Source organism: Pseudomonas sp. PS01299 (assembly GCF_029960145.1).
Taxonomy (GTDB): Bacteria; Pseudomonadota; Gammaproteobacteria; order Pseudomonadales; family Pseudomonadaceae; genus Aquipseudomonas; species Aquipseudomonas putida_A.
The window spans coordinates 1-13,463 of sequence record NZ_JASCPO010000057.1; the positions used below are offsets into that span (position 1 = coordinate 1).

General features: G+C 51.9%; 10 protein-coding genes, 2 pseudogenes and 1 riboswitch. Of the genes and pseudogenes, 8 read left to right on the plus strand and 4 right to left on the minus strand.

Annotation, left to right across the window (positions count from 1 at the left end; all coding sequences use genetic code 11):
• A partial coding sequence (locus tag QMX91_RS12735; RefSeq protein ID WP_282412797.1) for an IS3 family transposase occupies window positions 1-712 on the plus strand: 712 nt, incomplete at its 5' end.
• A 242-nt stretch (window positions 713-954) separates the two neighbouring features.
• Here QMX91_RS12735 and QMX91_RS12740 read toward each other — a convergent pair.
• The 3 genes and pseudogenes from QMX91_RS12740 to QMX91_RS12750 all read right to left on the minus strand — a co-directional run.
• A pseudogene (locus QMX91_RS12740) lies at window positions 955-1,936 on the minus strand (IS5 family transposase).
• Window positions 1,937-2,127: 191 nt separating this feature from the next.
• Window positions 2,128-2,874 (minus strand): ATP-binding protein, encoded by a 747-nt coding sequence (locus tag QMX91_RS12745; RefSeq protein ID WP_349016833.1) that lies wholly within the window; start codon window positions 2,872-2,874, stop codon window positions 2,128-2,130.
• A pseudogene (locus QMX91_RS12750) lies at window positions 2,867-3,076 on the minus strand (IS21 family transposase); the annotation flags it as partial. The gene QMX91_RS12745 and the pseudogene QMX91_RS12750, both read right to left, overlap by 8 nt.
• A gap of 478 nt (window positions 3,077-3,554) precedes the next feature.
• Between QMX91_RS12750 and QMX91_RS12755 the strand changes: the two are divergent.
• On the plus strand, window positions 3,555-4,787 hold the full coding sequence (locus QMX91_RS12755) for an MFS transporter (protein ID WP_282412798.1): 1,233 nt from the start codon (window positions 3,555-3,557) through the stop codon (window positions 4,785-4,787).
• Window positions 4,788-4,857: 70 nt separating this feature from the next.
• Here the strand turns inward: QMX91_RS12755 and QMX91_RS12760 are convergent, their stop codons facing one another.
• Complete coding sequence (locus QMX91_RS12760) at window positions 4,858-5,715, minus strand: phosphatase PAP2 family protein (protein WP_282412799.1); 858 nt, start codon at window positions 5,713-5,715, stop codon at window positions 4,858-4,860.
• A gap of 323 nt (window positions 5,716-6,038) precedes the next feature.
• On the opposite strand from QMX91_RS12760, the gene QMX91_RS12765 reads away from it, so the two are divergent.
• From QMX91_RS12765 to eno, 6 genes are all read left to right on the plus strand, one after another.
• Entirely contained in the window at window positions 6,039-6,581 is a 543-nt protein-coding gene (locus tag QMX91_RS12765) for a Chromate resistance protein ChrB (RefSeq protein WP_282412800.1), read from the plus strand.
• 21 nt (window positions 6,582-6,602) lie between these two features.
• Window positions 6,603-7,409, plus strand: a complete 807-nt coding sequence (locus QMX91_RS12770; protein ID WP_282412801.1) for an endonuclease/exonuclease/phosphatase family protein — start codon at window positions 6,603-6,605, stop codon at window positions 7,407-7,409.
• A gap of 62 nt (window positions 7,410-7,471) precedes the next feature.
• The gene (locus QMX91_RS12775) at window positions 7,472-8,746 is read left to right on the plus strand and encodes an MFS transporter (RefSeq protein ID WP_282412802.1); all 1,275 of its coding nucleotides are present in this window, start codon (window positions 7,472-7,474) and stop codon (window positions 8,744-8,746) included.
• Between the two features lie 86 nt (window positions 8,747-8,832).
• Window positions 8,833-8,895, plus strand: a riboswitch (Fluoride riboswitch).
• A 52-nt stretch (window positions 8,896-8,947) separates the two neighbouring features.
• On the plus strand, window positions 8,948-10,591 hold the full coding sequence (locus QMX91_RS12780; RefSeq protein WP_282412803.1) for a DNA mismatch repair protein MutS: 1,644 nt from the start codon (window positions 8,948-8,950) through the stop codon (window positions 10,589-10,591).
• On the plus strand, window positions 10,588-12,087 hold the full coding sequence (locus QMX91_RS12785; protein WP_282412804.1) for a DNA mismatch repair protein MutS: 1,500 nt from the start codon (window positions 10,588-10,590) through the stop codon (window positions 12,085-12,087). Before QMX91_RS12780 ends, QMX91_RS12785 begins: the two co-directional genes overlap by 4 nt.
• Window positions 12,088-12,177: 90 nt before the next feature.
• Window positions 12,178-13,461 (plus strand): phosphopyruvate hydratase, encoded by a 1,284-nt coding sequence (eno, locus tag QMX91_RS12790; protein ID WP_222017695.1) that lies wholly within the window; start codon window positions 12,178-12,180, stop codon window positions 13,459-13,461.
• Window positions 13,462-13,463 lie beyond the last annotated feature (2 nt).

A 13,463-nucleotide genomic window follows, 5' to 3' on the forward strand; every position in this document is an offset into this window, starting at 1 on the left:
ATTCGAGCGCAATCATCGTTGCTATGGCTACCGTCGGATGCGAGCTTCGTTGAGCAGGCAGCGTGTGCGCCTTTCAGAGAAGGTGGTGCAGCGCTTGATGAAGCAGGAGTGCCTAGTCGTCGCCAAGTCGAAACGGCGTCGATACGGTTCCTACCTCGGGGAGATCAGTCCGGCGCCGGAAAACCTCCTCAACCGCAACTTCACGGCCCTAGCTCCGAATGAGAAATGGCTGACCGACATCTCGGAGTTCCAGATCCCGGCCGGAAAGGTTTACCTGTCCCCCATGATCGACTGCTTCGATGGAAAGGTAATCAGTTGGTCGATCGGCACGCGTCCCGACGCCGAGCTTGTGAACACGATGCTGGATGCCGCTGTCGAAACGGTGGCCAGCAACGATAAACGGCCTGTTGTTCACTCCGATCGTGGCGCTCACTACCGCTGGCCCGGCTGGTTATCGCGCATCGCTGATGCGAAGCTGATTCGTTCGATGTCGCGCAAAGGCTGCTCACCTGACAACGCGGCTTGTGAAGGTTTCTTCGGCCGACTGAAAACGGAGCTGTTCTATCCTCGCAACTGGCAGTCAACGAGCATCGAGCAGTTCATTCAGGCCTTGGATTCATACATTCGCTGGTACAACGAAAAACGTATAAAGATTTCCCTCGGCGCGCTCAGTCCCATTGAGTATCGTGAAAGCCTGGGCTTCGCGGCATAACCAGTCCAAGTTTTTGTCCGCATCCCCACCCTGCCGATTGAAAATTGACCCAGGGCGGATTGCTGTTTTTTGTCCCAGCAATTGTGAATAAGCTTAGGGATGGTCTGAAGTAGTCACGCTTTTCTGGCTGACTTCAGCCTCCGCTGATTTTGAAAACGGCGAATCGACCAAAACGATCAGATCATCCGCTTATTTCTGAGCTTTTAGCCGCCGCGAGCACCTCGCAACGGTCATTTCCCACATTACAGGCGCACCTCTCCTGTACTGGTCAGTAAATGTCGGCGTGCCATCCACAGATTCGACAGAGCGAATAGCGTCACCAGTTGCGCGGTGTTTTTGGCCAGGCTACGGAAGCGCGTTTTCACAAAACCGAACTGGCGCTTGACCACCCGAAACGGGTGCTCGACTTTGTCGCGTACCTGGGCCTTGGCCTTCTCGATCTTGCGCTTGGCTTTGTATAGAGCGCTACGCTTACCCAGCTTCTTGTAAGTACTGCGGCGTGCCGCGATCTGCCAGATCACCTCGCGCCCATCATGCTCGGTACGTTTCTCGACGCCGGTATAACCGGCATCGGCGCAGACCACGTTCTCCGCACCGTGTAGCAGTTTGTCGACCTGAGTGACATCCGCCACGTTGGCGGCTGTGCCCACCACGCTGTGCACCAGCACCTGACTCGTCATCCACACCGATGTGCGCTTTCATGCCGAAATAGTACTGGTTGCCCTTCTTGGTTTGGTGCATTTCTGGATCGCGTTTACCGTCCTTGTTCTTGGTCGAGCTGGGCGCATTGATCAGCGTGGCATCGACAATGGTGCCTTGGCGCAACGACAACCCTCGGTCACCCAAATAGCCATTGATCACGGCCAGGATGCCGGCAGCTAGCTCGTGTTTCTCCAGCAGTCGGCGGAAGTTGAGGATGGTGGTTTCGTCGGGAATACGCTCCAGATTCAGCCCGGCGAACTGCCGCAGGATGGTGGTCTCGTACAGCGCTTCCTCCATCGCTGGATCGCTGTAACCGAACCAATTCTGCATCAAATGTACACGCAGCATCGTCATCAACGGATAAGCCGGACGACCGCCTTCACCCTTCGGGTAGAACGGCTCGATCAGTTTGATCAAGCCGTTCCACGGCACCACCTGATCCATCTCGATCAAGAACAACTCTTTGCGGGTCTGCTTACGCTTGCCTGCGTACTCGGCGTCAGCGAAGGTCATCTGTTTCATCGGAAAACTCGGCGGGTGGAGTCCTGGTATTTTGCCAAAATCAGGAAGTCTTCTTCAGAGTTTCCTTAGCAGCAGTGTTCCGGTTGAACGGTCATCAAGCCCCAGCGCATAAAGGCATGCGGCAGGGTGTTTATGGTGCAGATCAAAACGGTTCATCGTCCTCGATACCATCTTCGTCCTTGCGCTTTCGTTCACGTGATTTGATCTTTGTCTGCGCGGCCAGAGTGCTGTGTTGCAAGCGGTAGGACTCGTTGCCCGTTTCGACGATGTGACAATGGTGTGTCAACCGATCCAGCGACGCTGTAGTCATCTTGGCGTCGCCGAACACACTCGACCATTCCGAGAAGCTGAGGTTGGTCGTGATCACAATGCTCGTATAGCTTGGACAGCAGGTGAAATAACAGCGCGCCGCCGCTCTGGCTGAAGGGCAAATACCTCAGTTCATCGAGTATCACCAGGTCTGTCCGAAGCAGCCCTTGAGCGATTCGGCCACTCTTGCCGTCGTACTTTTCACGCTCCAGCAGATTGACCAGATCCACTGTGGAAAAGAAGCGCACTCGTTTGTTATGGGGCGTGATTCCGGACACAGCCAGGGCGCTGGCCAAATATGTTTTGCCGGTTCCTGGCCCGCCGATGAACACGTCATTCTGCGCGGTCTCTGTGAACTCCAAGCTGGACAGCTCTTTGACCAGACGGGCATCTGCGCTGGAAGCATTGAAGTCGAAGCCTGCCAAGTCACGATGCATGGGCAGTTTGGCCATGTTCATCTGGTGGTTCACTGAGCGTACGGCGCGATCTGCTTGTTCTTGTTGGAGCAGATGTTCGAGCAGCCACTTCGACGTCGTGGTCGAGGCTTCTCCTTGAGAAGCCAGTTCTTCCCAAGCGCCGGCCATGCCATGCAGACGCAGCTCTTTGAGTTCCGCCATTAGGTCACGCATTGCGATTCTCCTCATCGGTTGTACGGAGCCGGTCGTAGCGCGCCGTATTGGCGACAGGCGCTACCTTGAGTTGCAGGTTGGTTTCTACGGAAGGAGGTGGTGCAGTGGAGGTCAGTCGAGCTAGAACATTCAGGATGTGATCGGCGCTCAAGCTTCCCGACTCAAGCACCAGTTCTACCGCCACGAACACCGGGTCGAGACCTGTCGATTCAACGCTGGGCTAGCGCCCGATCAGGCCGAGAAAAAACTTAATGTCATGTCCGGGATTAGTTGACCACTACACTCTAGTCGGATGGCTATGCACGGGCTCGACGCCTAGCTTGGTGGGGCTTTTCCTCGCCAACATCGTGATGAGCTTGTTGGTCAGCCGCCTGATACCTCATCGAAGTACTCGATTTGAGGCTTTGACTTGTTATTGCCTGGGCGTTCTGGCTTTTTCGCAAAAAATGTCGCAGTTGTTGAGAATGACCTCGAAAAGTGAATACGCTTCAGTTTTTGGGAATATCCCGAATTAATCATCGGTGTGCTGTTGGTACCCTTAATGGGCATCATCGCAGTGCATCTAATAAGCCCCTTGATCGAAGATCGAATTTATTGAAGTTGTCACTCATTCATTTTTGTCTGAGAAATTGTCAGCCAAGGCCATTGGGTCCGGCTGATGATCAAAAAGGTGAGTCGCCATGGCTATACCCAACCAAACTTTTGCGAAACGTAAAGAGCCTGGCAGTCGCCTTGCGATGCGGTTCGTGCTACTGATCGGCGTACTTAGCTTTTTCGCCGACCTTACGCACGAGGGCTCGCGAAGCATCCTGGGCCCGTTCCTGGCCTCGATGCAGGCGAGCGCTTTTGTGGTCGGCGTAGTAACTGGTTTCGGCGAGTTGGCCGGGTATGGGCTGCGCTATTTCTCGGGACGATTTGCCGACGCAACGGGCCGATTTTGGCCCACGGCAATCACCGGTTATGTGATTCAGATGTCCGCAGTGCCTATGCTGGCGCTGACTCATAATTGGCAGAGCGCTGCCGTGTTTATAATCCTTGAGCGGATCGGCCGCGCGATTCGCATGCCGCCGCGTGACGTGATGCTCTCGTATGCGGCCAAACATATTGGTGGTTATGGGTGGACGTTTGGCATCCATGAGGCGTGTGACCAGTTCGGCGCCATGTTCGGCCCGTTACTGATGGCTATCGTACTGACCCATTACGGTAGCTATCGAATGGCCTTTGCTGTGCTGCTCGTGCCCGCAGCACTCAATTTGATTTTCGTGCTGATTGCTCGACTGATCTACCCTCGGCCGCAGGAACTGGACGAAGGCTTAGCTCAGGACGCTAGAAATAGGGGCTTTTCGCGTACTTTTTGGATTTATTTGATGGGTGCCTGCCTCGTGGCGATGGGCTTTGCAGACTACCCGCTGCTGGCTTATCACTTCGCCCACACCGATGCGATGCCCTCGCAGTGGATCGCCATTTTCTACTCAGTGGCAATGGCGGTCAGCGGTGGCTCGTCGCTGCTATTTGGTCGGTTATTTGACCGCTTTGGGTTTCGAGTGCTGGTTGTGCTCACGTTGTTCGCCTCGTTATTTGCTCCGCTCGTGTTTCTCGGAAGCTTCAAGTTGGCGCTATTGGGCGCAGCGATCTGGGGGATGGGCATGGGGGTGCACGAGTCGATCATTCCTGCGGCGGTCACACCGCTGGTGCCAAGCGAGCATCGCGCCGCTGCCTTCGGGCTTTTTACCGCTGGCTACGGCATTTTCTGGTTTATCGGCAGTGCGGTGATCGGATTTCTCTACGATCGATCAATCACTGGAACCATCGCGTTTTGCGTGGTCACCCAACTGCTCGCAATTCCCTTGTTCATATGGGTGTGGCGGCACTACCCATCTGTATCTCAGATCCCGGAGGACAAAGCGGCATAAACACCATAATCGGTGTCCGTGTTACTTGACCAGTTCAAAGCGCGCTCCTATGAGATGTTCATAGGGCTGGTTACGCCAACGCTCGAGTTTGTTGCGCGCGCTTCGTTTCAAAAATAACGCTGCCTATCAAAAGCCAAAAACAGCCGGTTAAAAATCCGGCGACAACGTCGCTCAGGTAATGAAGGCTCAAAAATATTCGACTGAAACAGATAGCGCCGATTAAAACTGCCGACCAGAAACTGGCTTCATATCGTTGTTTAAAATTCGGTAAATCCCGGGCTATTATATATCCAATAAAACCGACAACCGCAGTTGCCGCAGTTGCGTGTCCACTTGGGAAAGAGGGATTCAACTCAGTGATGCCATCCAAGAATGATGGTCTGGATCGGTCAACAGCATACTTGATGATCCAAGTAGTAATCTCCGCGCCCATGAATGTTGTCCAGAATGGGAGCAGTGCTTGGCGACGATTAAATGACCAAAGCAATGCGGACGAAACAAATACCGTCAAGCCCATTACTGCAATAGTACCAAGGGAGGTCACTTCTACGAATAATTTAACAAGCAATGGAGAGCGAAAGGGGGCGAAAAAAGAGTTTACCGTCTGGTCAAGAGTTGCGAGGCTGTCGCTGAGCAGCAGCGCACTTAGTAGCGCCACCATCAAGGCAACAATTATGGCCGCCAAAAAAAATAAAATTGTTATCGGCAGTCCGCAGAACTGGTTGGGGTTTAGTCTCCTGGCGATGTAATGAACGCGATGGAAAGGTTGTATGGTTTTTTGTTTGTTGACTGCTGTATAAGCTGATTGAATTAATATTTTTCCTTTTTTAATTGTGTATGCAGTTATATGTTGAAATATTATTCGCATTGTCAGGATCACTGCAAAACTGATCAGTAGCGTAATCAAAAGGTTTGTTTTTTCAATCATGAACTGCCCTTGTTTTTGCGGCGGACTTCAGTGGTAGTTTGTTACGGCTTTTTTAGTTTGATTCACTACGCGTGAAGGATATGTGAAATGACCAAAGCCTTTATGGCTCTCGGTGAGCGCGCGAGAGTTCTCTCGTTATCGACATGGATCCGTTCATCTCAAGGTCCCCCCTGCCGACCCACGCTCATGCTCCCCAACAGTAACCGTTGCGCTCGCATGAGCGGCCTTGAGCTAGCGAGCTAGCCTTAAATGTCAATTTGGTGCACTATAAAGTCATTGATTCGACACTTTAAATGTAACGGTCGTAATATTAGGATTGAGCAATGAAGACACAAAATTGGTTACTGCTTACGTACAAGGTCCCATCCGAGCCTGCCAAAAAACGCATCGGATTGTGGCGAAAACTCAAGGGTATGGGAGCTGTCTATCTCCAAAACGGGGTATGCCTTCTGCCTAAAAGTGACGACCACGTCCGACGGCTGAAGATGCTGGAAAACGATATTGCGGAGATGGCGGGCGAGTCGGTCATTTTGGAAACTATTGCGCTTGATCGTTCCCAAGAAGAAAAAGTCGTGGGTCGTTTCAAGGCAGACAGAGACGAGGAGTACCAGGAGCTTTTGGATAAGTGCACTGATTTCGAAGCTGAAATTGCAAAGGAAACGGCCGCCGAGCACTTCACCTATGCCGAGTTGGAAGAAAACGACGTGGATCTGAAGAAGTTGCAGGCATGGCTCGAAAAAATTCGAAAACTCGATTTCTACGGCGCCAACTTGTTCCACGAGGCAGAGCAACGGCTACTGACCTGTGAATCGCTCCTCGATACCTACGCTCAACGGGTATTCGAGGCCCAGGATGAAAATCGCTAGCCACACTTAAAGGGGAAATCCGTGAAACTGACTGTGCTGACTTACAACACTCTGTTTGGTGGGCGAGACGGTGTCGATAATCGCCGTGCACAGGCCCAGACCGAATTGATCAACGACCTGAAGCCTGATGTATTTCTCATGCAGGAGGCTAAAGGCTTTGATCTTAACGGGAGCGCCCTGCTTTATGAGTTGGAGCAGCGTTTGGGGATGCGAGGTTTCATGGCGGCTGCACCGCGTACCGGGCAGAATGTGGTGATTTTTATTCGGTCACCTTTGCAGCCTCTGAGCTTTGAATCGGACAGTGCGCACTTTCACCATGCACTTGCCACGCTGAAAGTTTCGATACCTGGAGTTTTTCGTACACTGACATTCATCTGTGCGCACCTTTGCCCAAATGGTCCGGCCGTAAGGCGTCGAGAAGCGGCTTATCTGGCCGTTCAGGCGAACCCCGATGTCTATACGCTATTAACCGGTGACTTCAACTCATCCTCTCCCCGAGATCCTGAACCGGTCGGGTTCCACGAGTTACCCCCACATCATCGCTTCCGCTATCTCTCAGATGACTTGAGGAGCGTCGACCATTCGGTGATAGCGGGCCTCGAAGCTGCGGGATGGATCGATATCGGATACACGCTAAAGCAAAGCCAGGTACCAACAGTTCCCGCAGCTCAATTTATCGGCACTGAGTTTGCGCACATGCGATGTGACTACATGTTTGCGTCGCACGCGTTGGCAGGGTTTGCGCGGACCTATGAAGTGATACGCAGTCCTGTGACGGACATGGCATCTGATCACTACCCCGTATTGGCAACCTTCGAGATTGACTAATGATTCCTCATACGCTCGCCCAACGTTTGGGGATTAAAGCTCCTTACTACAGAGACGCCAAAATGACGAAACCGGACGAAAAATCGATTGAGGCTAGTGCCGCCGCAGAGATCGTTACATCCCCAAAACCGTCATGGCTCAACCGGACAGTGGTGGGTGCAGGATTGACCAGCGCACTGGGGGATTTTTGCTACGAAACAACGACGGTCATCCTGCCTGGTTTTCTTGCCGTATTGGGCGTGCCAGCCGCGGCACTGGGGATTATCGAAGGGGTCGCCGATGCCCTAGCGAGCTACACCAAAATGGTGTCAGGCTACATTGCCGACAAGCTGGGCCACCGCAAACTTTTGGTTGTTGTGGGTTATGGCTTGACTCCGATTGGCCAGCTATTTCTGGCACTAGCTTTGGGTTGGCCGCTGATCCTGGTAGGTCGTTTAATCTCATGGTTTGGCAAGGGATTACGAGGTCCGCTGCGTGATGCCATCGTGATCCAGGCGGTGACGCCTGAGACACGCGGGCGAGCCTTCGGCTTTCACCGAGCAATGGATACGCTGGGCGCAGTGATCGGCCCTTTACTGGGCGTTGCAATACTGGGTTGGGCCCAGACAATGTCGTGGGAAGATGCTGCGGGGCCATTTCGCTTTGTGCTGTGGCTCAGCGTGATTCCTGGAGCGCTAGCGGTACTCGCGTTCTTGACACTGGTGAAAGACCCTGAACACTCACGTAACCCCGAACTGAAGTTTTTCGCAGCACTTCGACAGTTGCCTACCCGATTCAAGCGCTATCTGGGCGCAGTGGGTGTCTTCGGCGCTGGCGATTTCTCCCACAGTTTGCTGATCCTTGCCGCAACACAGCTACTCACGCCATCAATGGGGATCGTGCCTGCGGCACAAGTTGCCGGGCTTCTTTACGTCTGGCGGAATGTGGTGCAGGTCGCCGTTTCCTATCCAATCGGCATGCTGGCAGATCGTTTCGGCTCGCTACCCATGTTGGTGGTGGGCTACGCGCTGGGCACTTTGACGGCGGTTCTTACTGTGTTGGCATTCTCGGTCGACCTGGATGGCATCGTCATGTTGACCGCTATCTTTTTCGTCGCAGGCTTGTATGTCGCAGTGCAGGAGGCGTTGGAGTCGACGGTGACAGCAGATATGGTGAGCAGTGAGACGTTGGCCATGAGCTATGGCGCGCTGGGCACTGTCAATGGCACAGCCAAGCTGATTGCCAGCACGGCAGTCGGCGTACTCTGGACTGCCATTTCGCCAATATTTGCCTTTGCTGTTGCGGCACTCTTGATGGCAGCGGGAACCCTGAAATTGGCCCGTCTCAGGAGAGCATAGCTGCGAAAAACCGTAGAACTCTCTGCACGCTAGTCGTCGAGCGGACACATACTTCTTGTGCGTGGTCCCACAAAATGGTGCTACGCTGATTTTCAGGAGATGGCATTCCTCCTTTTTAACCGCCCTGTGCTGATGATGCCTACGTAAACCCTGGACAGGGTGCGTAGTGTTGCGTCCTGTCCGCTTTACGAGGACAGGACAATGGACCTAAAGGTCTCGCCTATTTCTGGAATTCCTGATGTAGAGCAAGCTGCATGCTACATCTGCCCGCCCCATACGACTTCCGGCTCTGTGTGCGACATAGAGTCTTCTCTTGCATTTCACAGCATTATCTTTTCCGGTCAGGTTGACGCTAATAGCCATCTTGCTCAGGTGCCGCCGAGCTATTTAAGGGACCTGAACCTTGATCAGATCATTGATGATGTCATAGGCAAAGATGAATATAACCTAAGACCATTATTTTATAGCCCTCTAGATACCCTTGATAAAGTCTTGTACCGCCAAGAAGTCATGAGGGAAATTGAAGGCTCTCCCGTTCGTGCAGATATTGAGTTTTTCTCCAGCTCTATGCGTGTAATGCGAGAGCAGCTGATTCAGGCGGAAAAACTCTATTACAAGCTTCAGAAGGAACGCTACTTTTTAATCGCAGTAGAAATGTACTGTGAATCGCTTGTTTGCTTTGAGAGAAGCCTGAGCGTCTATCTGTTTACGTCGCGAGGATTAACACGACTTCAAGCCTATTTGAAAAGTTATGTTGCTTCTGAGCAATTTGTGACGCTAAAAGTGGAAGCGGAACGACTGGCGTCAAAGTTGTCGTCGATAGAGTACAACCTGTTGATAAAGGATAACCAGGTTGCCGTCAGGCATTACTCTTCTGAAATTGATTTCAGCGTTCTTATAGATAAGACATTCGCTCGGTTTCGTCAGGGAGAGGTGAAAGACTATAAGTCGAAATTTATAGAGTCGCCCAATATGGACCATGTTGAGGCCGGAATCCTAGAGCGGGTGGCTCTACTATTTCCTGACGTCTTCTTGGAACTGGAGAACTACTGCATAAAAAACCAGCGCTTTCAAGATGAACTCGTTGTGAGTTTTGATCGTGAAGTCCAGTTTTACATGAGTTACCTGGCTTATCTGTCCACTCTCAAAGTCGCAGGATTAATCTTTTGTTACCCAAAAATATTAACGAATAGTAAGGAAGTAAGTGCCGTTGGTTTTTTTGATTTGGCATTGGCAAAAAAACTGGTACGAAATGATGTAGCTGTTGTGGACAACGACTTTTACCTCAAGGGTAATGAACGGGTATTAGTTGTCTCTGGCCCCAACCAAGGCGGAAAGACCACGTTTGCCCGTGCCTTCGGGCAGGCCCATCATCTTGCCGCCCTTGGCTGCTCGGTCCCCGGCGCTCAGGCAGAACTTTATCTGTCAGATAAGATTTTCGTGCTATTTGAGAGGGAGGAAGACGTTAAGAATCTGCGAGGTAAGTTACAGGATGACTTGGTCAGGGCCCGAAGGATATTAGACGCAGCAACGTCAAAAAGCATAATAATCATCAATGAGATATTTTCCTCAACAACCGCCAGTGATGCAGAGTATCTGGGGCGGAAGGTTATGGAGCGCATATTAGATTTAGATGTGCTTTGCGTCTGCGTGACGTTTATCCATGAGTTGTCGTTTATAAGCGATAGCACAGTAAGCATGCTTAGCACTGTCGATGAGGATGATCCGTCAAAGCGAACCTTTAAGATTGTAAGGAGGCCTGTTGAGAGGTTTATGTACGCGTTGGCCATAGCCAAAAAGCATCGACTCACCTATGACCTTTTAAAGGAGCGTATCCAATCATGAAAGCGTTCCTGATGCACAGATCTCGGGATTTTGATTTAAACCAACCGCTTCCTGAAAATGAAGCAGACTTATGTCAGGATCTTGAGTTGGAAACCCTCTTCGGCACCATGGCTCAAGGCGATAAATTTCTTGGTGGTGTTGCTAAGGTAGCAGTGTTGTGCGGGTTGAACATGGAGGTGGACGAGATCATTTTTCGTCAGGATGTTCTGAAGGACTGCTTGAATAATTCCGAGGTAATTAAAAGCATTTATGCCGTCGCAGTAAAAGCTGTTGAACTTGAGAAAAGTATCTATTTAAGTATCTTCAGTCGATATCCCGTCACGATCATGCACAGATCGTTAAAGTTGCTCGGCATGCAAACAGAAATGCTGAAAAGGCTGAGGAGTATTGCCGGTGAGCATGCTGGAAAATTCAGTTCTGATGGCTTTTCATTATTTTTTGATGTCATCAAGGATGAAATTTCGGACGAATATTTTAAGGAGTTGGGGGCGCACCTTGCGGAGCTTGAATTGCCGAAAGGATTTCTTGTCAGTGCGCAGTTGGGAGCCGGTAATAGAGGTGTTAGTTATACGCTCAGGAAACCCACTAAGAGTAAAGATCCCTGGATTAAAAGGATTTTTCAGAAATCCCCTATTTCTTACACGCTCCATATTGCCGAGCGTGATGAAAATGGGGCGAGAGCGTTATCAGAGCTAAAGGATCGAGGTGCGAACCTTGTGGCGAATTCGCTCGCACAAGCAGCCGACCACGTAACCAGCTTTTTTGAGATGCTGCGTATAGAACTGGCTTTTTACATGGGATGCTTGAATTTATACGAGCAATTAATGCAGAAAAGTCGCCCTATCTGCTTCCCTGTGCCGACTGCTCCTGATCAGCGCACGCACAGGTTTGCCGGCCTCTATGACGTCTGCCTGACGCTCATCTCGCGCAGCCCGGTTACCGGAAACGATGGGGTTGCGGATGGCAAAGACTTGGTCGTGATTACAGGGGCTAATCAAGGTGGAAAGTCGACGTTTCTTCGTAGCGTTGGTATCTGCCAGCTCATGATGCAAAGCGGTATGTTCGTTCCCGCAGAAAGCTATTGCGCCAATATTTGTGATGCGCTGTTTACTCACTACAAAAGGGAGGAGGACAGCACGATGACCAGCGGCAAACTGGACGAGGAACTGAGTAGATTTAGTCATCAGGCCGACCTGATTACTTCCCACTCCATGCTGCTTTTCAACGAATCGTTCGCGGCGACCAATGAACGCGAAGGATCGGAAATTGCGCGGCAGATTACCCGGGCGCTGATTGAAAAACACGTTAAGACCTTCTTCGTTACACACCTCTATGATTTCGCCGAAAGCATCTACGCACTACGGCTGAAAAACGCCATGTTTCTTCGAGCCGAGCGGTGTGATGACGGGCGCAGGACGTTCAAACTGATCGAAGCTGCACCACAATCTACCGCTTACGGGACAGACCTCTATAACGAGATTTTTTTGAATCCTTAAAGGGCTTGGGACCGTCGCAATCGAGCATGGTCGCGACCCGGTTCCCACCACGACAAGCAAGCTAACCCTGATCGCAAGCTGGAGATGAGTATGAAGACTGCCATTCAAACCATTCACGCTAGAGAAATCCTGGACTCACGCGGTAATCCAACGATTGAGGTCGATGTCCTGCTTGCGGGTGGGGCGCAAGGACGCGCCTCTGTACCGTCGGGTGCGTCCACGGGGGTTCACGAGGCAATGGAGCTACGTGATCAAGACCGAAAACGATATCAAGGCAAGGGTGTAAGAAACACAGTCCATTCTGTGAATACCGAGATGGCGAATGCCTTGCGAGGCAAAGACGCTCTGGATCAGACCGCGATAGATCGATTGATGATTGAGCTGGATGGGACTTCGAATAAATCCCGGCTTGGCGGCAATGCCATTCTTGGGGTCAGCTTGGCCGTTGCGCGGGCAGCGGCAGTCGCCTCTGAGCAGCATTTGTTTCGCTACCTGGGCGGTGCTGATGCCAAGCGCATGCCCGTTCCGATGTTCAACATTCTCAATGGCGGTGTGCATGCCAATTGGCAAGGGCCTGACTTCCAGGAGTTCATGATCGCCCCGACCGGTGCTAGTAGCTTTGCTGAAGCCTTGCGTTGGGGAGCTGAGGTTTATCACCAGTTGAAGATGGTCTTGAAGGAGGAAGGTTATTCCACGCTGGTGGGTGATGAGGGCGGTTTTGCTCCGGCGCTAAAGCGAAACGTAGACGCGGTGGAGTTGATCCTCAGGGCCATCGAGGGTGCCGGGTATGTGCCAGGTGATCAGTTCGAAATAGCCATTGATCCGGCCTCAAGCGGCTTCTATGAAGATGGCCTTTACCACCTGCATTCCGAGGGACGAAAAGTCGGTGCCGAAGAACTCGTTGCCTTGTATTCAGATTGGGTCGACAGGTACCCGATTGCAGTACTTGAAGATGGTCTGGCCGAAGATGATTGGGCTGGCTGGAAACTTTTGAACACTGCCCTGGGCGAGCGAATAGAACTAGTAGGTGATGACCTGTTTGTCACGAACGTGGAGCGTATACAGCGCGGCATCAACGAGAAGGTCGCGAACGCTGTGCTGATCAAGCCCAATCAGATCGGCAGTCTTACTGAAACGAGAGCTGCCGTCGAGCTAGCCTATAAAGCCAACTGGGGGGCGATGGTTTCGCACCGGAGCGGGGAAACGGTTGACAGTTTCATCGCCGATTTGACCGTCGCCCTGGGCACTGGGCATCTCAAAACAGGCGCCCCCTGCCGTGGAGAACGAGTAGAAAAATACAATCAACTGTTGAGGATTGAAGAGGCACTAGGAGACTCGGCGATCTACGCCGGTCATCAAGCCTTCATTCGCTAGTA

Coding starts and splice junctions, on each gene's coding strand:
- QMX91_RS12745 (WP_349016833.1), bottom strand. CDS start 2,874: ATGCGTGACCTAATGGCGGAACTCAAAGAGCTGCGTCTGCATGGCATG.
- QMX91_RS12755 (WP_282412798.1), top strand. CDS start 3,555: ATGGCTATACCCAACCAAACTTTTGCGAAACGTAAAGAGCCTGGCAGT.
- QMX91_RS12760 (WP_282412799.1), bottom strand. CDS start 5,715: ATGATTGAAAAAACAAACCTTTTGATTACGCTACTGATCAGTTTTGCA.
- QMX91_RS12765 (WP_282412800.1), top strand. CDS start 6,039: ATGAAGACACAAAATTGGTTACTGCTTACGTACAAGGTCCCATCCGAG.
- QMX91_RS12775 (WP_282412802.1), top strand. CDS start 7,472: ATGACGAAACCGGACGAAAAATCGATTGAGGCTAGTGCCGCCGCAGAG.
- QMX91_RS12780 (WP_282412803.1), top strand. CDS start 8,948: ATGGACCTAAAGGTCTCGCCTATTTCTGGAATTCCTGATGTAGAGCAA.
- QMX91_RS12785 (WP_282412804.1), top strand. CDS start 10,588: ATGAAAGCGTTCCTGATGCACAGATCTCGGGATTTTGATTTAAACCAA.
- eno (WP_222017695.1), top strand. CDS start 12,178: ATGAAGACTGCCATTCAAACCATTCACGCTAGAGAAATCCTGGACTCA.